Origin of the sequence: Duganella callida, from assembly GCF_004614165.1 — a bacterium.
Lineage (GTDB): Bacteria > Pseudomonadota > Gammaproteobacteria > Burkholderiales > Burkholderiaceae_D > Rugamonas > Rugamonas callida.
Window position 1 is genome coordinate 1 of the sequence record NZ_SPVG01000154.1, and the last position, 19,539, is coordinate 19,539.

Here is a 19,539-nt window from a genome sequence, read left to right on the forward strand (position 1 = left end):
AGCGGCCGCTACGGTAGAGCCCGTGTGCGATTGGCAGAACTGACCCCGGATTAGGATTTGGAGCGGCCGGTACCGCTGCGGCCGCCGCTGGGATGGTCTTTGTCCTTGTCGCTGTCGTCCTGCGCGCTGCCGCGGTTGCCGCCGCTGGTGCGCGCGGCACTGCCGGTGCCGGCGCTTTGACTGCTGCGGCTCTGGTCGTTCTTGTGGCTCATGCTGCCGGCGCGGCGCGCTTCTTCGGAGGTGAATTCGTGCGCCGTGCCTTTTTCGTGCGCCGCGCGGCCGCCTTCCGCGGCAATCTCGCGCTGTTGTTCCGGGTCCATGGCGGCGAAGCCGCGCTTGCTGGTGTCGCTTTGCTGGCCGCCCGATTTGACGCCCTGTTTGCTGCTGCCCTGATCGTTGGTTGCCATGATCATCTCCTCGAGTGGTGGAGCAATCATCCTAGCCTTCAGCCCAACGGCGCGATATAGGAATTCCACAGTGCGCGACGTAGGCGTATTCCGGGTACCGGTTGCTCAGCATAACAGAGACTTCATAGCGGCACTTCGAGTACCGCCTCGCCGCTGGTGACGAACAGGCGCTCGCCCGGCTGCGGCGCCACGGCATGGCCGCCGGTGAAGGCGCCGAACGCCGGCAACACGATGCGCTCGGGCCCCACCAGGAAGCATGGCAGCAGCACCGATTCCCAGCCGGCCCGCAGCCGGTACACGGGATGCACATGGCCGGCCATCACGTACGCCGGCGTCAGCACGTCGGGATGGTGGCAGAAGGCGAACGGCCCCAGCGCGTAAGGTTCGTCAACCATCTCGATCCGCAGCAGCGATGGCGGATCGCCGGCGCGGGCGTCGTGGTTGCCGCGCACCAGCGTCAGTTGCAACGCCGGATGGCGGTCGCGCCAGGCGGCCAGCGCCGCCAGCGTGGCTGGCGCGTGCGCCGCGCGCGAGTGCAGGAAGTCGCCCAGGAACAGCACGTGCCGGATGTGGTGACGCTCGATCAGCAGGTCCAGCGCCTGCAGATTGGCCATGGTGGTCCCGGCCGGCACCGGCACGCCCAGTGCGCGGAACGAGGCGGCCTTGCCGAAGTGGATGTCGGCGATCACCAGCATCTGCCGCCGCGGCCAGTACAAGGCTTTCTGCGGCAGCAGCCACACGGGTTCGTCCGCCAGGTACAGCACCGCGCTCATGGTCCGGCCGCCTTTTCCAGCGCCCGCACCAGCCGCGCCACGCGGTCCGACAATTTCTCGGTGCTGAGTTTCTCGCGAAAGCGTTCCACCATCAGCGCGAAGCCGAACGGGGTGGCGCGCTGGATGACGTGGAACTGCACGCTGCGCGATTGCAGCTCCATCAGCGTCGCGCGCAGTCGCCCGAGTTCCAGTTCCTGCTCCAGCACTTCGCGCTGCGCCTGGGTCAGCAGCAGGTTGCCGGCGTCATGCTGGCTGAACACGGCGAAGAACAGTTGCGACGACGCCTGCAGCTGGCGCGCGCTCTTGCCCTGCCCCGGATAACCCTGGAACACCAGGCCGGCGATGCGGGCGATTTCGCGAAAGCGCCGCTGCGACAGTTCGGTCGCGTTCAGGCTGGCCAGCACGTCTTCCAGCAGATGGTCGATACTGAACAGTTCCACCTGCGCGCCGTGCGGCCGCGCGAGCAGCGCGTTCCAGTCCACTTCCTGCGCCGACAGCAGTTCGAAGCCGTAATCGTTGACGGCGATCGAGAACGTCACCGGCATCATGCGGCCGACGCGGTAGGCCAGCAGCGCCGCCAGGCCCACGTGCACCGAACGGCCGGCGAAGGGAAACATGAACAGATGCCGGCCTTCGCGGCTGTGCATGGTTTCGATCACGGTGGTCTCCGCCGTCGGCAGCGACGACCAGCGCTGCTGGATCGCCAGCAGCGGCTGCAGCGCCCGCATTTCCGGCCCTTCGTAGCGGCCCAGGGTGGCGCGCCGCAGTTGCTCCAGCGCCGCGTGCGCGAGTTCGGACGACATCGGCATGCGTCCGCCCTGCCAGCGCGGCACGGCGCCGCGCGCACCGGTGGCGCGCCGCACGTAGGCCGTCATCTCGTGCAGGCGCACGAATTCCAGGATGCGGCCGGCAAACAAAAAATGGTCGCCCGGCTTCAGCCGCGAGATGAACGATTCCTCCACGCTGCCCAGCCGCCCGCCGCTGACGTATTTCACCTGCAGCGAGGAGTCGGAAACGATGGTGCCGATGCCCATGCGGTGACGCCGTCCCAGCGCCACATCCGGCACGTGGTAGACGCCGTCGGCATCGGGCAGCACGCGCCGGTATTCGGGGTATGCCACCAGCGACTGGCCGCCGCGCGCGACGAAGTCCAGCGCCCACTGCCACTCTTCCTCGCTCAGATTGCGATAGGACCAGGCGCTGCGCACCTCGTCCAGCAGCGCCAGCGGGCGGAAGCCGCCGCCCAGCGCGATCGTCACCAGATGCTGCACCAGCACGTCCAGCGGCTTCTCCGGCACCAGCCGCGGTTCGATGTCGCGCGCCGCCACCGCCGCGCGCGCGCCGGCCGCTTCCAGCAGTTCCAGGCTTTGCGTCGGCACCAGCGTCAGGCGCGAGATACGGCCCGGCGCGTGGCCGCTGCGGCCGGCGCGCTGCAGCAGCCGCGCGATGCCCTTGGCGCTGCCGATCTGCAGCACGCGCTCCACCGGCAGGAAGTCGACGCCCAGGTCCAGGCTGGAGGTGCACACCACCGCCTTCAACTGCCCCTGCTTCAGGCCCAGTTCGACCCATTCGCGCACCTCCTTGTCCAGCGAGCCGTGATGCAGCGCGATCACGCCGGCCCAGTCGGGCCGCGCATCGAGCAGCGCCTGATACCACAGCTCCGCCTGCGAACGCGTGTTGGTGAATACCAGCGTACTGCCGTGCTGTTCGATCTCGGCGATCACCGGTTGCAGCATCTGCACGCCGAGATGCCCGCCCCAGGGGAAACGCGACGGGTGGTCGGGGACCAGCGTATCGACCAGGATTTCCTTGGCCACGTGGCCTTCGACGATCACGCCGGCCGGCATCAGCGCCTCGCGCGCGCGCGGCAGATTGCCCAGCGTGGCCGACAGTCCCCACACCAGCAGCGCCGGATTCCAATGGCGCAGCCGCGCCAACGCCAGCTGGGTCTGCACGCCGCGTTTGTTGCCCATCAGTTCGTGCCATTCATCGATGATGACCATTTGCAGCGCGCGGAAGCGCTCGTGCGCGTCGGCATGGCTGAGCAGCAGGGTCAGGCTTTCCGGCGTGGTGATCAGCGCGTCGGGCAGGCGCTTGTTCTGGCGCGCGCGTTGCGCCGACGAAGTGTCGCCGGTGCGCGCCTCGACCTGCCAGCCGGGCGGCGCCGCCTCCTGCAATGCACGCAGGGTATCGGCCGCCAGCGCGCGCATGGGGGTGATCCACAGTACCTTGAGACCGACGCGGCTGACCGCCGCCGCCCGCTGCACGGCGGCAAACCACACGGCGTAGGTCTTGCCGGCGCCGGTGCTGGCGTGCAGCAGGCCGGATTCGCCCGCGGCGGCGGCATCCCAGACGGCGCGCTGGAACGGGAACACGCTCCAGCCGCGCGCGGCGAACCACTGTTCCGCGTTCATGAGGCGGCCAGCAGGTTTTTCAGCGACGCCAGCGTATCGGCTTCCTCGATCGATTTGTCTTCGCGCCGCCGCAAAATGCGCGGGAAGCGCACGGCGATGCCGGACTTGTGGCGCGGCGAGCTGGCGATGCCTTCAAAGCCGATCTCGAACACCATGCTGGGCGCGACGCTGCGCACCGGGCCGAACTTCTCGATGGTGGTGCGGCGGATCGCCTGGTCGACCTGGGCGATCTCCGCATCGGTCAGGCCGGAATAGGCTTTGGCGAACGGCACCAGCTTGCGCTCGCTGTCGGTATCGCTGTCCCATACGGCAAACGTGTAGTCGGTGTACAGCGAGGCGCGGCGGCCATGCCCGGCCTGGGCGTAGATCAGCACCGCGTCGACGCTGTAGGGATCGATTTTCCATTTCCACCAGGTGCCGACATTCTTGGTGCGGCCGACGCCGTAGCGCGCATCGGCCGCCTTCAGCATCATGCCCTCGACGCCGCGTTGGCGCGATTCCTCGCGGATCGCGGCCAGATGCGCCCAGCTGTCGGCCCGGATCAGCGGCGACAGGCGCAGCTGCGGCGCACCCGGAATGCTGGCCACCAGTTGCTCCAGCAGCATGCGGCGCTCGGCCTGCGGGACGTCGCGCAGGTCGCGGCCGTCGAGCTCCAGCAAATCATAAGCCACCAGCACGGCCGGCAATTCGCCCAGCAGGCGCGCCGAGACGGTCTTGCGGCCCATGCGCTTCTGCAGGTCGGCAAACGGCGCCGGCGCGGCGCCGCTGTACCAGATCAGGATTTCGCCGTCGATCACCACGCCTTCCAGCAGGCGCAGCGCCGCCAGCTCAGGGAAGCGTTCGGTGATCAGGTCTTCGCCGCGCGACCACAGCCAGTTCTTGCCTTCGCGCCGCACCAGTTGCGCGCGCATGCCGTCGTATTTCCATTCAATCTGCCAGTTGGACAGCTCGCCCAGCGTGGCGGGATCGCGCTCCAGCTGGTGCGCCAGGAAGAACGGGTAAGGCTGGCCGCCACGCTGCGCCAGTTCCTCCGGCTGGTGCGCGGCCAGCAGTTGCGCGAAGCCCGCGGCGGTCGGGCTGACGCTGCCGTCGGTCCAGCCCATCAGGCGCTGGGCGATCAGTTTGCTGTCCAGCCCGGCGACGTGGCTGAGCGCGCGCGTCACCAGCAGCCGCGAGACGCCGACGCGGAAACCGCCGCCGATCAGCTTGGTCAGCAAAAAGCGTTCGCGCGTGTCGAGCTGGTCCCAGAAAGTGAATAAGGCCTCGCGCACCGCTTCCGGCGCGGCCCCGCGCAACGGCGCGATGCCCAGTTCGATCCAGTCGGCCAGGCCGATCTCGCTCGGGTGCTTGGGCGGCGGCAGGATCAGGGCGATGGTCTCGGCCAGGTCGCCGACCGCGTGGTAGCACTCGTCGAACAGCCAGTCGTCCAGCAAGGCGTATTCGATCGCATATTGGCGCAGCAGCTTGGTCGGCACCGCCTGGCGCGGCTTGCCGCCGGCCAGGAAGTACACCGCCCAGGCCGCATCCTGCGGCGCGGCGGTGCTGAAGTAGGTTTGCAGCGCCGCCAGCTTGCGGCTGGTGGAGGTGGTTTCGTCCAGTGCGGCGTACAGGCGGGCAAAGTCACGCATGGGCGCCTCCGTGGCTCGCCGTGGGTACGGCGTCGGCGCTGCCGGCATCTTCGGCCTCGTCATCGCCATACTCGGTGTCGAAGCCGCTGGCTTGCAAGCCCTGCTGCTGCAGCCAGCGCACCAGCACCGCGATCGAGCCGTGGGTGACGATCACGCGGCCGGCGCCGGTGGCCTCGATCGCCTGCAGCAGCCCTGGCCAGTCGGCGTGGTCGGACAGCACGAAGCCGCGGTCGACGCCACGCCGCCGGCGCGCGCCACGCAGCTGCATCCAGCCGCTGGCAAAGCCGTCGCTGAAATCGCCGAAACGCTTGATCCACGGCGAACCGGCCGCCGACGGCGGCGCCAGCACGATGGAACCGCCGATCGCGGTTTTGGGGACATCCGCCACCGTCACCGTCGGCGGCAACCACACGCCGGCGTCGCGGTACACCTGGTTGAGGGTCTGCACCGCGCCGTGGCAGATGATGGGACCGATGTCGGGATCGAGCCCGCTCAGCAACCGCTGCGCCTTGCCGAAGCTGTAGCCGAGCAGCACACTGGCGCGGCCCTGCTCCGCGTTGGCGCGCCACCAGGCGTTGATATCGTCATAGATTTCCTGCTGCGGCTGCCAACGGTAAATCGGCAGGCCAAACGTCGATTCGGTGATGAAGGTGTGGCAGCGCACCGGCTCGAAGGGCGTGCAGGTGGCGTCGGCCTCGACCTTGTAGTCGCCCGAGGCCACCCAGACCTCGCCACGGTGTTCCATACGCACCTGCGCCGAACCCAGCACGTGACCGGCCGGATGCAGCGACACCGTGACGCCGTTGTGCACCACCGTCTCGCCGTATGCCAGTCCCTGCACCTGTACCGGTCCCAGCCGCGACTGCAGCACGTTCACACCGGCGGCCGCGGTCAGATAGTGGCGGTGGCCGCCGCGCGCATGGTCGCCGTGCCCGTGCGTGATCACCGCGCGCTCGACCGGCCGCCACGGATCGATGTAAAACTGACCGGGTACGCAATACAGGCCCTCCTTGCGTACGATGACCATATCTTCTGACATGCGGGACTCTCAACAGGACAATGTCCCATTGTGACGATGCCGCCGAGTTCCCGTCTGTCAGGCAACGCACAGTGTCAGTCGGTATCGATCACCTCGGCCATGAAGGTAATATTGTCGTTTTCCTCATGATCGATGGCGATTGGCTCTTCGCCGACCATGAATAAAGCCGCAAGTTCTGAAGTGGCAGGCGGCTTGGGCGATGCGGGCCTGGCCTTGGGCTGACGCATCGGATCCGCGTTCTTTTTTCTGGGTGTCATGATATTCCCCGTTTTTTTTGATTGTGCTGCGCACCAGAGTAGCTTGCGAAACGCTATTCCGCCATCAGATACTGCTTACATTTAGGGTAGGACGGTAACGCAAAATCGCCGCATCGGCTACCATAGAGCCCCTCGCGTATCTTCACGACCAATACATCATGACTTTTACCCTCAACGACACCGCCTACGGCACCGACACGCCGGCCGCCAGGCAGGCCATGTACGATGATCTGCGCCCGCAGCTGCAAGGACTGCTGCATGGCGAGACCGACCTGATCGCCAACTCGGCCAATTTCAGCGCGCTGGTGTTCAACACCATGCCGGGCCTGAACTGGGCGGGATTTTATTTCCTCAAGGGCGATGAACTGGTGCTGGGGCCGTTCCAGGGCAAGCCGGCCTGCATCCGCATCAAGAAGGGCCGCGGCGTCTGCGGCAGCACCGTGGTCGAGGGCAAGGCCATCGTGGTGCCGGACGTGCACGCCTTCCCCGGCCACATCGCCTGCGACGTGAATTCGCGTTCCGAACTGGTGGTGCCGGTGCGCGGCCCGAACGGCGACATCGTCGGCGTGTTCGATCTGGACAGCCCGCTGCCGAACCGTTTCGACCAGACCGACGCCGACGGCATCGCGTCGCTGGTCAAGCTGCTGGAAGCCACGCTGGCCTAAGCCGAATGGGTGGACCGCGCGCGCGCCAGCAGCAGCTGGCGTTCGCGTTCATTGTGCGTCAGCGACGCGGCGCGCGCGAATTCAATGCGCGCTTCCTCGTGCCGCCCGAGTCTGGCCAGCAGGTCGCCGCGCACGCTCGGCAGCAGATGATAGGTCTTCAGCGCCGGCGCCTCGAGCAAGCCATCCACCACCTCCAGCCCGGCCTGCGGTCCGTAAGCCATCGACAGCGCCACCGCGCGGTTCAATTCGACGACAGGCGACGGCGACAGCTGCGCCAGCGCATCGTACAGCGCGGCAATGCGCTGCCAGTCCGTGTCCTGCGCGCGACGCGCGCGCGCGTGGCAGGCGGCGATCGCGGCCTGCAACCCGTACGGCCCGAGACCGCGCCCGGTGGCGCCGGCACGCGCCAGCGCCGCCAGGCCGCGGCGTATCAGCAACTGGTCCCAGCGCGCGCGGTCCTGCTCCAGCAGCAGGATCGGCTCGCCCTTGGCATCGACACGGGCGCGGGCGCGCGAGGACTGGATCTCCATCAGCGCCACCAGGCCGTGGACCTCCGGCTCGTCCGGCTGCAGCTGCGCCAGGATGCGGCCCAGGCGCAGGGCTTCCTCGCACAGGGCCGGCCGCATCCAGTCGGCGCCGGCGCTGGCCGAATAGCCTTCGTTGTAAATCAGATAGATCACCTGCAGCACCGAGGCCAGGCGCTCGCCCAGCTCGTGCGCGCGCGGCGCCTCGAACGGCACCTTCGCCTCGGCCAGCGTGCGCTTGGCGCGGACGATGCGCTGCGCCACCGTCTTTTCCGGCACCAGGAAGGCGCGCGCGATTTCCTCGGTGCTCAGGCCGCCCAGCATGCGCAAGGTCAGCGCCACCCGGCCGTCGGTCGGCAGCACCGGGTGGCAGGCCACGAACACCAGCCGCAGCACATCGTCGCCGATGTCGTTGTCCAGCGCGGCGGCCACGGCGGCCTCCAGGTCGGGGGCGGCGTCGTGCAGCTGATGGTCCATCTCGAAGCTGATGGCGGCCTCCTTGTCCTGCTGCATCTGCCGGTGGCGCAGCGCGTCCAGCGCGCGGTTCTTGGCGACGGCGGTCAGCCAGGCGGCCGGCTGCTCCGGCACGCCGCTGTGCGGCCAGCGCTCGAGCGCCTGCACCAGCGCATCCTGCGCCAGTTCCTCGGCCTGGCCGACGTCACGCAGCATGCGCGCCAGCACGCCGATGATTTTGGCGGATTCCATCCGCCACACCGCCTCGACGATCTTGTGGACGTCAGCCGCCACGGGCGGCCTTGCTGAAGGCGTTGCGCAGGCCCGCTTCCAGCAGTTCGGCGCGCATGCGCTCCTCGGCCGCTTCCATCTCCGGCGTGAATGCCTGGTGTGCCCTGCGTTCGCAGACTTCGCGGATTTCCAGCGTCAGGTCGCCGGGCATGGGATACGGATAGCTCTTGGCCCAGGCGATGGCCTGTTCCATGCCGGCCGCCTGCAGCATCCAGTAGCCGGCGATCAGTTCCTTGACTTCGGTGAACGGGCCATCCACCACCGTGGTTCTGGAATTGGCGTAATGCACGCGCGTGGCGGAGCGGGTGCCGCGCAAGCCTTCCCCGGCCAGCAGCACGCCCTGCTGCACGCCGGCTTCGTTGCAGGCGTTCATGGCGGCGATGACTTCCGGCGGCGGCTCCAGGTCCGCCTCCAGGTCGGCATCGGAACGCAACAGCACCACGTAGCGCGTCAGTTCCGGCTTGCGCTGCGGCAGGGTGCCGGCCGCCGTGCCGCGCTCGTCGAAGCCGATGCAATTGCCGGGGCAGCCGGCATCGCGGATTTCATACACCGCGCCGCTGTCGAACAGCGGCCAGAAGCGCACCTGCTCGATCATGTCCTCGCGCGACGCGGCCTCCATCAGCACCAGGCTGGCGATCAATTCCTTCGGCGGGAACGGACCGCGCGTCTCGTGCCACGCGCCATCGCGGCGCGCCAGCCGCACCGCCTGCGCGCTGGGGCTCAGATAAGTGCCGGGCTCCAGCGCCGGCGGCTGCACACCTCGCTCCGTGCTCTGATTAGCACGGCGCAACACCATGAATTCCATTGCTTACTCCTGTCGCCAATGCCGCTAAGGTATCACAGGCGCGCGCGCAGGGCCTCTTCCTGCGCCGCCAGCTCCGGCGTCATGGCAGCGCCGAAGTCGTCCATTTCGAACACCTGGCGGATTTCGATATCGGACGGACCATCGAACGGATTCGGACAGCGCTTCATCCATTCGATCGCCTCTTCCTTCGACTTGACCTGGATCAGCCAGAAGCCGGCGATCAACTCCCTGGTCTCGGCGAACGGCCCGTCGGTGACGGTGCGCCGGTCGCCGTCGTAGTGGATGCGCGCGCCGCGCGCGCTCGGATGCAGGCCCTCGCCGGCCAGCAGCACGCCGGCGTTGACCAGCTCTTCGTTGAACTTGCCCATTGCCGTCAACAGCTCGGTGCTGGGCATCTTGCCCGCCTCGGAATCGGCGGTGGCTTTGACCATCACCATGAATCGCATGGGCGCTCCTTCAGCACGGTGGCATTTGCTGTTGCATGGCCGCCATCATCTCTTCCGGCGACATGTCCTTGATGTGGGTGGCGATCGACCAGTGGTGGCCGAACGGGTCGGTGACCTGGCCGTAGCGGTCGCCCCAGAACATGTCGGCCACCGGCATGCGCACGCTGGCGCCGGCGTCCAGCGCCTGCTGGAAGGTGGCGTCCACGTCCTCCACGTACAGGTGCAGCGTCACCGGGCTGCCCTTCAGCGCCTTCGGCCCCAGGCCGCCATATTCGGGAAAATCGTCGGCCAGCATGATGACCGAGTCGCCGATGCGCACGCCGGCGTGCATCAGCTTGCCATTGGGGCCGGGCATGCGCATCATCTCCACGGCGTTGAAGGCTTTCTTGTAAAACTCGATGGCGTCGGCCGCGCCCTCGCACACCAGGTGCGGGGTGACGGAATGCATGCCCTTGGGAATCTTGTCGACGTTGGCGTTCATGATGATCTCCTTGTTGTAGGGTTGGACCGAGTGAATCGTCACTCTACCCCTACGACGACCCGACAACACGCAAATCGACACAAATTTTCAAATATTTTTGCCGCCTCTGAACTGCAGGAAAAATGTGGTCAATTCACCCGGCTGGCTGTCGACGGAAAGCTTGCCGCCGTGCAATGCCATGATGGCGCGCACGATCGACAGGCCCAGCCCGGCCGAGTGGGCCTGATCGGAGCGTGCCTGGTCGGCACGGTAATAGCGGTCGAAGATGTGCGGCAGGTGTTCGGGCGCGATGCCGGGCCCGGTGTTGCTGACGGCGATGTCCACGCCATCCGCGGTCGCGCGCGCCGTCACCGCCACCGTGCCGCCGGCCGGCGTGTAACGGATGGCGTTGGACACCAGGTTGTTGACCGCGCGCTGCAGCAGCACCGGATCGATCTCGGCGCGCAGCGGTGGCGCGTCCACCGTCAGCCGCAGGCCGGCATCCTCGGCCAGGAACTCGAAATAGTCGTGGATGCGTTGCAGCTCGGCCTGCAGGTCCAGCGATTCACGCTGCAGCGCCAGTTGGGCGTTGTCGGCGCGCGCCAGGAACAGCGTGTTCTCGATCATGCGCGCCAGCCGCTCGTACTCTTCCAGGTTGGATGCCAGCAGGTGCTGGTATTCCTCCGCCGTGCGCGGGCGCGACAGCGCCACCTGGGTTTCCACCATCAGTGTGTTGACCGGCGTGCGCAGGTCGTGCGCCAGATCGGCGGCAAAGCCGGACAATCGCTGCACGCCGTCCTCCAGCCGGTCCAGCATGGCGTTGAAGGCGGCGCCCATCTGGCGCAGCTCGACCGGCGCGTCATCCACCGACAGCCGCGTGTTCAGGCGACTGGTGTTGATGTCGTCGGCCTTGGCGATCACCGAGCGGAACTGGCGCATGCTGTAGCGCACCACCACGTAGCCGAGCGCGGTCGCCAGCAGCGCGCCGCCGCACAGCGCCACCAGCAGGTCGCCGACATAGGCGCGCAGCAGCTTCAGACGGTCGGAGCGCTCGCGCGCCAGGATGATCTGCACCGGCTCGCCGCCCTTGCCGCTGGCGGTATCGACGCCCACCAGGCCAACGGCGCGCACCATGCGGCCGCGGCCCGTCTGCGGCTGCCAGTCGTGGATATCGTCCATGGTCAGCGGCCGGCCGGCCGGCACGCTGTCCACCGCCGGCAGCGGGCGCGAGGTGATCGAGGTCTGCAACAGCGGCTTGCCGTCAGGCGTGTTCACGCGCAGCATGAAGTCGTTATGGCCGGTCAGCGTGTCCTTCAGCGGCCGGGCGTCGCGCACGATGGCGGCCACCGACGGCAGGTCTTCCAGCACGCTGCGGATCTGATCGACCTTGGCGATCAGTTCGACGTCGTCGCGGCGCGCCATCTGCCGCTGCAGCGTTTGATACAGATAGGCGCCGACCACGATGAAGGTGGTCACCGCCACCGCCGACAGCAGCAGCGCCACGCGCAGCGTCAGCGACAGCGGCCGCCGCCGCGGCAGCCACGTCATGCGCGCGCCTCCAGCAGATAGCCCATGCCGCGCACGGTCTGCACCAGCTTCACGCCGAAAGGATCGTCGACCTTGGCGCGCAGGCGGCGGATCGCCACGTCCACCACATTGGTGTCGGAATCGAAGTTCATGTCCCACACCATGGAGGCGATCTGGGTGCGCGACAGCACCTCGCCCTGGCGCTTGGCCAGCAAATGCAGCAGCGCGAATTCCTTGGCGGTGAGGTCGATGCGCTGATTCTGGCGCGTGACGCGGCGGCGCAGCACGTCGATCTCCAGGTCGGCCACGCGGATCACCTCGGCCTCGCGCACCGGGCCGCGGCGCAGCAGCGTCTTCACGCGCGCCAGCAGCTCGGCGAAGGCGAAGGGCTTGACCAGGTAATCGTCGGCGCCCAGCTCCAGGCCCTTGACGCGGTCCAGCACATCGTCGCGCGCGGTCAGGAACAGTACCGGCGTCTCCTTGCGCTCGCGCAGCCTGCTGAGCACCGTCCAGCCGTCCATCTGCGGCAGCATCACGTCCAGCACGATCAGATCGTAATCGTGCTCCAGCGCCAGCGCCAGGCCGTCGACGCCATTGCGCGCCAGGTCGGCCACGTAGCCGGATTCGTGCAGGCCCTTGACCAGATAGTCGCCTGCTTTGGGTTCGTCTTCAACGATCAGTATTTTCATGATGTCCTCATTGTCGGCCTTTTGCCGGGCCGCGGGGATTACAAATCTGTCATTTGAGCGTCATCTTCCTGTCAGCGCCCGTTGCTTACACTGGCTTCCATCATCCCTCAACCGCGAAAGGAAGCCATCATGTTCAACGCACTGCGCACCACCGTCATCGCCGCCGCCATCCTCGCCGCCGCGGGCAGCGCCCAGGCCTCGATCAACCCGAACCCGAAGGCGCAACTGGGCATGGCCGCGGTGGCCGCCAGCGCCGACCGCCATATCACCATCGGCGCCGGCACCAGGTGGGTCAACGTCAACAACGGCGACACCGTCGAATTCACGGTCAACGGCAAATCCTTCACCTGGCATTTTGACACGCTGCGTGCCGAAGAAGCCTTCGACCTGGCGAAAATCGCCCCCGAAGGCGTGGATGCCGGCAAGGTGACGGTCTACGTCGCCAGCAACCCGCTGTACCGCGGTTGATGCCATGCGGGCCGCGCTACTGGCCTGCCTGGCCGCGCTGTCGATGACGGCAGCGCGCGCCGACGCGCAGGAACATCACCACCACGGCGACGCCGCGGCAACGATGCCGGCCACCGCCCCCGCGTTCGTCGCCAGCACCGCCAAGCCGTTTGCGGCGCTGATGGACGACGCCATGGCCGTGATGGACGCCGGCATGCAGCAGGCGCCCATGAACGGCAATCCGGAACACGACTTCATCACCATGATGATGCCGCACCACCAGGGCGCGGTCGATATGGCGAAAGCCGTGCTGCTGTACACCCAGGACCCGGAAATCCGCAATCTGGCGCTGGGCATCATCGCCGAGCAGCAGAACGAGATCAAAGTCATGCAGGCCTGGCTGCAACGTCAACCACCCAAGGAGGAAACACCATGAAGCATGCCGCCATCGCCGCCGCTGTCGCCGCGACCACGCTGCTGTGCACCGCCGTTGCCAGCGCCGCGCCCTCGCCGCTGGACCGCGTCTACACGGCCGACCAGAACACCAACACCATCTCGGTCTTCAGCCCGGCGAACAACACCCTGCTCGGCCAGATCAAGCTGGGCAACGCACGGCCGGACGTGCTGTCGCCGCTGTACCGCGGCGAGATCAATGTGCACGGTCTGGGCTTCTCGCCCGATCACAAGACCCTGATCGCCATCTCCAACGGCTCCAACTCGGTGACCTTCATCGACACCGCCACCAACCAGGTCAAGGGCAAGACCTACGTCGGGCGCTCGCCGCACGAAGGCTTCTTCACTGCCGACGGCAAGGAAGTGTGGGTGGTGGTGCGCGGCGAGGACTACATCTCGGTGATCGATCCGGTCACATTCAAGGAAACGCGCCGCATCCAGACCGACCTCGGTCCCGGCATGGTGCAGTTCCACCCGGACGGCAAGCTGGCGTTCGCGGTATCGAGCTTCACGCCGACGGTGGACATCATCGACGTCGCCTCGCACAGCGTGATCAAGCGCATCGGCGTGGTCAGCCCGTTCTCGCCGTTCCTGCAATTCACGCCCGACCACAGCGAAATCTGGATGACGCACAAGGACGTGGGCAAGGTCACGCGCATCAGCACCCGCACGCTGGAAGTTACCGGCGTGATCGACACCGGCTTCATCACCAACCACCTGGCGTTCGCCAAGGTCGGCGGCGAAGTGCGCGCCTACGTCACCGTGGGCGGCGAGAACGCGGTCAAGGTCTACAGCACCGGCAAGGAAGCCAGGCTGCTGGCCACCATCGCCACCGGCGCGCTGCCGCACGGCGCCTGGACCTCGGACGACAACACCCGCGTCTACGTCGGCCTGGAAAACGGCGACGGCGTGCAGGTGATCGACACGGCCAGCAACAAGATCATCGCCACCATGGGCGGCGGCCAGGCGCCGCAGGCGCTGGTCTACCTGTCGCACGTGGCGCCGTCGGCCGACGACCGCGCCAACCTGGTGCCGCGCGTGAACCAGGACGCCCACAACATCCAGCTAAAGGCCACCGGCAAGGACGGCAAGGGCTTCATCGTGGTGCGCAACCTGGGCGTGATCGATTCGATCGAAGCGTTCCTGTACAAGCTCAAGCCGGACACCGGCTACGACATCTACGTCAGCAGCCAGGCGGCGCCGATCGGCAGCTTCCGCACCAACGCCATGGGCATGGCCAACGGCACCATGATCGGCCCGGTACGCCAGGGCGCGCGCAGCGACAGCGCCGCCGGCGCCGACACCATCAGCGTCAAGGAAAGCGGCGGCGCCACCGTCCTCACCAGCATCTAAGCTCGGGGTCAGAGCCGACATTCGGACACGATTCGTGTCCGAATGTCGGCTCTGACCCCGACGTCATCCCATCATTCCCGCCAGGCCATAGGCATTTGCCCGATCGAGCGGCACAATATTCTCCACTTCGGCAGGTGCGGCCGCCGCGCCCAGCGCGCAAAATAAGCCTGTCGCCGTCAAAAAACCGCCGCAGCACCAGCCGTTGATACATTGCAGAAACAATTCTTAAGTCAGCCATAACCATTAACAGGCTAAAATTTCATCAATGTAGTAGTTGAGCCTACAACAATCGCAAACACCGGGCATTTATTAGCCGCATTTATTAGCCAGGCTCATAAGGTCTTGCGATTTCGCCGCATTAATCCAAATGCTGCACCGCGCTATATTGCCCGGTCAGTCTGTCCCTGGGGGTAACCTTGTGTTAATTGATATCGTCCGCGTGGCGCTCCGGCGTCCCTATACTTTCGTGGTGATGGCGCTGCTGCTGCTGATCGCCGGTCCTCTGGCCGCGCTGCGCACACCGACCGACATCTTCCCCGATATTAAGATCCCGGTGATCGCGGTGGCCTGGCAGTACACCGGCCAGCCGCCCGACCAGATGGCCGGCCGCATCTCCACCCTCTACCAGCGCGCGCTGACCACCACGGTCAACGATATCGAGCACATCGAGGCCAACAGCTATCCCGGCATCAGCATCGTCAAGATCTTTTTCCAGCCCGGCGTCAACGTGGCGGTGGCGAATGCGCAGGTGACGGCGATCTCGCAGTCGCTGCTGAAGCAGATGCCGGCCGGGATCACGCCGCCGCTGATCCTGAACTATAACGCCGCCACCGTGCCGATCCTGCAGCTGGCCCTGTCCGGCAAGTCGCTGTCCGAGCAGCAGCTGTATGACCTCGGCCTGAACACCGTGCGCACGCCGCTGGTCAGCGTGCCCGGCGCGGCGATCCCGCTGCCGTTCGGCGGCAAGCAGCGCCAGATCCAGATCGACGTCGATCCGGCCGCGCTGCAGGCGCGCGGCCTGTCGGCCAATGACATCGCCAACGCGCTGGCGGCGCAGAACGTGCTGACCCCGGTCGGCACGCAGAAGATCGACAGCCTCGAATACACGATTCAGCTGAACAGCGCGCCATCGGCCATCGCCGACCTGGCCAAGCTGCCGGTCAAGGTGGTCAACGGCAGCACGATTTACCTGGGCGACGTCGCCAACGTCCATGACGGCAACGCGCCGCAGACCAACGTGGTGCACGTGGACGGCGGCCGCTCGGTGCTGATGTCGGTGCTGAAGAACGGTTCGGCGTCGACACTGGCCATCGTCGATGGCGTGCGCGAAAAGATCAAGGCCCTGAAACCCGGCTGGCCCGATGCGCTGAACGTGGTGCCGATCAACGACCAGTCGGTGTTCGTGCGCGCCGCCATCAAGGGCGTGGCGTCGGAGGGCGTGATCGCCGCCGTGCTGACCAGCCTGATGATCCTGCTGTTCCTCGGCAGCTGGCGCTCGACCATCATCATTGCCGTGTCGATTCCGCTGTCGATCCTCGGCTCGATTATCGCGCTGGCGGCGTTCGGCGAATCGCTCAACCTGATGACCCTGGGCGGCCTGGCGCTGGCCGTGGGCATCCTGGTGGACGATGCCACCGTGACCATCGAAAACATCAACTGGCACCTGGAACACGGCAAGCCGGTCGAAACCGCGATCCTGGACGGCGCCGCGCAGATCACCACCCCGGCCTTCGTCTCGCTGCTGTGTATCTGCATCGTGTTCGTGCCGATGTTCTTCCTGGACGGCGTGTCGCGCTTCCTGTTCGTGCCGATGGCCGAGGCGGTGATCTTCGCCATGATCTGCTCGTTCATCCTGTCGCGTACCCTGGTGCCGACCATGGCCAACTACCTGTTGAAGGCGCACGACGCCGGCGAGGGCCACGCCCACGGCCAGCACGGCACCGCCATACCGGCGCCGTCGTCCAACCCGCTGGTGAACTTCCAGCGCGCCTTCGAAGCCCGCTTCGAACGCGTGCGCGCCGGCTACAGCGGCGTACTGACCGCGGCGGTCGCCAACCGCAAGCGTTTCATCCTCGGCTTCATGCTGGTGGTGCTGGCCTCGTTTTCGATGGTGCCTTTCCTGGGCAGCAACTTCTTCCCGTCGGTGGATTCCGGCCAGGTGCTGCTGCACGTGCGCGTGCCGGTCGGCACCCGCATCGAGGAAACCGCCGCGCGCTTCGCCCGCATCGAGCAGACCATCCGCCGCGTGATCCCGGCCGAGGAAATCGTCACCCTGACCGACAACATCGGCATGCCGGTCAGCTCGATCAACGTCACCTACAACAATACCGGCGTCACCGGCACCCAGGACGGCGACTTCCAGATCGCCCTGACCGAGGAGCACAAGCCGACCGCCGAGTACGTGCGCAAGCTGCGCAAGCTGCTGCCGGAAGAATTCCCGGACACCACCTTCTCGTTCCCGCCGGCCGACATCGTCAGCCAGATCCTGAACTTCGGTTCGCCGGCACCGATCGACGTGCAGATCCGCGGCGCCAAGCTGGAGGACAACTACGTCTACGCCGACAAGCTGCTGAAACGCATCCGCGCCATCAAGGGCGTGGCCGACGCGCGCATCCAGCAGTCCAACAAGTCGCCGGTGTTCAACGTCGACGTCGACCGCACCCAGGCGCAGCAGCTGGGCCTGACCACGCGCGACATCACCAACAGCATGGTGGTCAACCTGGCCGGCTCGTCGCAGGTGGCGCCGACCTTCTGGCTGAATCCGGCCAACGGCGTCAGCTATCCGATCGTGATGCAGACCCCGCAGCCGCAGCTCGATACCCTGTCCTCGCTGGCGAATCTGCCGGTGGGCAACGGCGCCAACCCGAGCACCACCACCCTGGGCAGCGTCGCCAGCTTCCAGCGCGCCACCTCGCAGGCGCTGGTCAGCCAGTATGACATCGCGCCGATGGTGCAGATCTTCGCCACCACCCAGGACCGCGACCTCGGCGCCGTGGCGGCCGATATCCGCCAGGCGATCGAGGACACCAAGGCCGAACTGCCGAAAGGTTCGTCGGTGCAGATGCTGGGCCAGGTCAAGACCATGGAGCGCGCGTTCGCCGGCCTGCTGTTCGGCCTGCTGGGCGCGGTGGTGCTGATCTACCTGCTGATCGTGGTGAACTTCCAGTCGTGGCTGGACCCGGCGGTGATCGTGTCGGCGCTGCCGGCCGCGCTGGCCGGCATCGTCTGGATGCTGTTCGCCACCAACACCACGCTGTCGGTGCCGGCGCTGACCGGCGCCATCATGTGCATGGGGGTGGCCACCGCCAACTCGGTGCTGGTGATCTCGTTCGCGCGGGAACGCCTGGACGAACTGGGCGACGCCACCAAGGCCGCGCTGGAAGCCGGCTCGGTGCGCTTCCGCCCGGTGCTGATGACTGCCCTGTCGATGATCATCGGTATGCTGCCGATGGCGCTGGGCCTGGGCGACGGCGGCGAGCAGAACGCCCCGCTGGGCCGCGCCGTGATCGGCGGCCTGATTTTCGCGACCACCGCCACCCTGCTGTTCGTGCCGGTGGTGTTCAGCCTGGTCCACGACTGGACCGCGCGCAGGAACGCCAACGCCAAAACCAACGACCAACCTCTTTCCGGAGCACCTGCCCATGCAAACTAACACCACTCGTAAGGGCCACAAGCCGTTGGCCGTCGGTCTGATCGTCATCGCCGCCGCCCTGATCGCCGCCGGCGTCATGAGCCGCCGCAGCGAAGCGGAACAACTGAAGGAAAGCAGCACGCCGGTGGTGCCGACCGTGACCCTGCTGACCGCCGTCCAGACCAAGGGATCGGCGGTGGAGCTGCCGGCCCGCATCGAACCGTGGGCGCGCGCGCCCATCTACGCCCGCGTCAGCGGCTATCTGAAGGAGTGGAAGGTCGATATCGGCGCGCCGGTGAAAGCCGGCCAGACCCTGGCCGACATCGAAACGCCCGACCTCGACCAGCAGCTGCTGCAGGCGAAAGCCGAACTGGCCACCGCGCGCAGCAACCTGACGCTGGCGGCCAGCACCGCCAAGCGCTGGCAGGGGTTGCTGGCCGCCGACGCCGTCTCGCACCAGGAAGCCGACGAGAAGGCCGGCGACCTGGCGGCCAAGCAGTCGGCCGTCAACGCCATGCAGGCCAACGTCGACCGGGTGCAGGCGCTGCAGCGCTACACCCGTCTGGTGGCGCCGTTCGACGGCGTGGTCACCGCGCGCAACACCGACGTGGGCGCGCTGATCAACGTCGGCGGCGCGCCGGGCTCGGAACTGTTCGTGGTGTCCGACATCAGCCGCCTGCGCGTCTACGTCAACGTGCCGCAGCGCCAGGTGGCCGCGATCAAGGTCGGCGACCAGGCCGAGCTGACCGTGCCCGAGCGTCCGGGCAAGACCTTCACCGCCACCGTGCAGTCGCTGGCGCAGGCCATCAACGCCAGCTCGGGCGCCATGCTGGTGCAGCTGACGGTGCAGAACGACAGCCGCGAACTGCTGCCCGGCGGCTACGCCAGCATCAGCTTCAAATCGGCCGGTGACAGCAATGCGCTGAGCATCCCGGCCAGCGCGCTGATCTTCAACAAGGCTGGCACACAGGTGGCCACCGTGGGCAAGGACAGCCGGGTGGTGGTCAAGCAGGTGACCGTGTCGCGCGATCTCGGCAACGCGGTGGAGGTGTCTGCCGGCATCGACCGCAACGATCAGGTGATCGCCAATCCGCCCGACGGCGTCGCCACCGGCGATGCCGTCAAGGTGGCCGCCGCCAAGGCCGACGCAAGCGCCAAGGCCAAGCTGTGATGAAGAACATCGTCTACGCCTCTACCCTGGCCCTGGCGCTGGCCGCCTGCGCGCAGGCGCCGCTGCAGCAGCCGCCGGCCGTGCCGCTGGCCGCCGCCTTCCACGA

The 19,539-nt window shown here is 67.0% G+C and carries 18 protein-coding genes; 6 read left to right on the forward strand and 12 right to left on the reverse strand.

The window, feature by feature from the left end; translation table 11 throughout:
* Positions 1-50 precede the first annotated feature (50 nt).
* The 6 genes from E4L98_RS15095 to E4L98_RS15120 form a co-directional block, all read right to left on the reverse strand.
* Complete coding sequence (locus E4L98_RS15095; RefSeq protein ID WP_135202378.1) at positions 51-407, reverse strand: KGG domain-containing protein; 357 nt, start codon at positions 405-407, stop codon at positions 51-53.
* 122 nt (positions 408-529) lie between these two features.
* On the reverse strand, positions 530-1,180 hold the full coding sequence (gene pdeM, locus E4L98_RS15100; RefSeq protein ID WP_135202379.1) for a ligase-associated DNA damage response endonuclease PdeM: 651 nt from the start codon (positions 1,178-1,180) through the stop codon (positions 530-532).
* Complete coding sequence (locus E4L98_RS15105) at positions 1,177-3,594, reverse strand: ligase-associated DNA damage response DEXH box helicase (RefSeq protein WP_135202380.1); 2,418 nt, start codon at positions 3,592-3,594, stop codon at positions 1,177-1,179. Before E4L98_RS15105 ends, pdeM begins: the two co-directional genes overlap by 4 nt.
* Entirely contained in the window at positions 3,591-5,222 is a 1,632-nt protein-coding gene (locus E4L98_RS15110; protein WP_135202381.1) for an ATP-dependent DNA ligase, read from the reverse strand. Before E4L98_RS15110 ends, E4L98_RS15105 begins: the two co-directional genes overlap by 4 nt.
* Positions 5,215-6,261: a ligase-associated DNA damage response exonuclease gene (locus E4L98_RS15115; protein WP_135202382.1), complete on the reverse strand. Its 1,047-nt coding sequence runs from the start codon at positions 6,259-6,261 to the stop codon at positions 5,215-5,217. Before E4L98_RS15115 ends, E4L98_RS15110 begins: the two co-directional genes overlap by 8 nt.
* A 74-nt stretch (positions 6,262-6,335) precedes the next feature.
* Entirely contained in the window at positions 6,336-6,518 is a 183-nt protein-coding gene (locus E4L98_RS15120) for a hypothetical protein (RefSeq protein ID WP_135202383.1), read from the reverse strand.
* 158 nt (positions 6,519-6,676) lie between these two features.
* Between E4L98_RS15120 and msrC the strand changes: the two genes are divergently transcribed.
* Positions 6,677-7,183: a free L-methionine (R)-S-oxide reductase MsrC gene (gene msrC / locus E4L98_RS15125; protein WP_135202384.1), complete on the forward strand. Its 507-nt coding sequence runs from the start codon at positions 6,677-6,679 to the stop codon at positions 7,181-7,183.
* Here msrC and E4L98_RS15130 read toward each other — a convergent pair.
* The 6 genes from E4L98_RS15130 to E4L98_RS15155 all read right to left on the reverse strand — a co-directional run bounded on the left by E4L98_RS15130 (position 7,180) and on the right by E4L98_RS15155 (position 12,378).
* On the reverse strand, positions 7,180-8,412 hold the full coding sequence (locus E4L98_RS15130; RefSeq protein WP_135202395.1) for an RNA polymerase sigma factor: 1,233 nt from the start codon (positions 8,410-8,412) through the stop codon (positions 7,180-7,182). The two genes, msrC and E4L98_RS15130, sit on opposite strands and share 4 nt — an antisense overlap.
* A gap of 31 nt (positions 8,413-8,443) precedes the next feature.
* Positions 8,444-9,256, reverse strand: a complete 813-nt coding sequence (locus tag E4L98_RS15135; protein WP_135202385.1) for a YciI family protein — start codon at positions 9,254-9,256, stop codon at positions 8,444-8,446.
* Between the two features lie 32 nt (positions 9,257-9,288).
* Positions 9,289-9,702 carry a YciI family protein gene (locus tag E4L98_RS15140; protein WP_135202386.1) on the reverse strand — a complete coding sequence of 138 codons (414 nt, stop codon included), beginning with the start codon at positions 9,700-9,702 and terminating at the stop codon, positions 9,289-9,291.
* Positions 9,703-9,712: 10 nt separating this feature from the next.
* Positions 9,713-10,183: a VOC family protein gene (locus E4L98_RS15145; protein ID WP_135202387.1), complete on the reverse strand. Its 471-nt coding sequence runs from the start codon at positions 10,181-10,183 to the stop codon at positions 9,713-9,715.
* 87 nt (positions 10,184-10,270) lie between these two features.
* Positions 10,271-11,710: a heavy metal sensor histidine kinase gene (locus E4L98_RS15150; RefSeq protein ID WP_135202388.1), complete on the reverse strand. Its 1,440-nt coding sequence runs from the start codon at positions 11,708-11,710 to the stop codon at positions 10,271-10,273.
* Positions 11,707-12,378 (reverse strand): heavy metal response regulator transcription factor, encoded by a 672-nt coding sequence (locus E4L98_RS15155; RefSeq protein ID WP_135202389.1) that lies wholly within the window; start codon positions 12,376-12,378, stop codon positions 11,707-11,709. Before E4L98_RS15155 ends, E4L98_RS15150 begins: the two co-directional genes overlap by 4 nt.
* A 129-nt stretch (positions 12,379-12,507) precedes the next feature.
* Here E4L98_RS15155 and E4L98_RS15160 point away from each other — a divergent pair, with 129 nt between their 5' ends.
* From E4L98_RS15160 to E4L98_RS15180, 5 genes are all read left to right on the forward strand, one after another.
* Positions 12,508-12,846 (forward strand): CzcE family metal-binding protein, encoded by a 339-nt coding sequence (locus tag E4L98_RS15160; RefSeq protein ID WP_135202390.1) that lies wholly within the window; start codon positions 12,508-12,510, stop codon positions 12,844-12,846.
* A gap of 4 nt (positions 12,847-12,850) precedes the next feature.
* Positions 12,851-13,261 carry a DUF305 domain-containing protein gene (locus E4L98_RS15165; RefSeq protein ID WP_135202391.1) on the forward strand — a complete coding sequence of 137 codons (411 nt, stop codon included), beginning with the start codon at positions 12,851-12,853 and terminating at the stop codon, positions 13,259-13,261.
* Positions 13,258-14,631: a YncE family protein gene (locus tag E4L98_RS15170; protein WP_135202392.1), complete on the forward strand. Its 1,374-nt coding sequence runs from the start codon at positions 13,258-13,260 to the stop codon at positions 14,629-14,631. The genes E4L98_RS15165 and E4L98_RS15170 overlap by 4 nt, the downstream gene beginning before the upstream one ends.
* Positions 14,632-14,998: 367 nt before the next feature.
* A complete protein-coding gene (locus E4L98_RS15175) occupies positions 14,999-18,283 on the forward strand; it encodes an efflux RND transporter permease subunit (protein WP_135202393.1) in 3,285 nt (1,094 codons plus the stop codon).
* Entirely contained in the window at positions 18,273-19,433 is a 1,161-nt protein-coding gene (locus E4L98_RS15180) for an efflux RND transporter periplasmic adaptor subunit (RefSeq protein ID WP_135202394.1), read from the forward strand. Before E4L98_RS15175 ends, E4L98_RS15180 begins: the two co-directional genes overlap by 11 nt.
* Positions 19,434-19,539 lie beyond the last annotated feature (106 nt).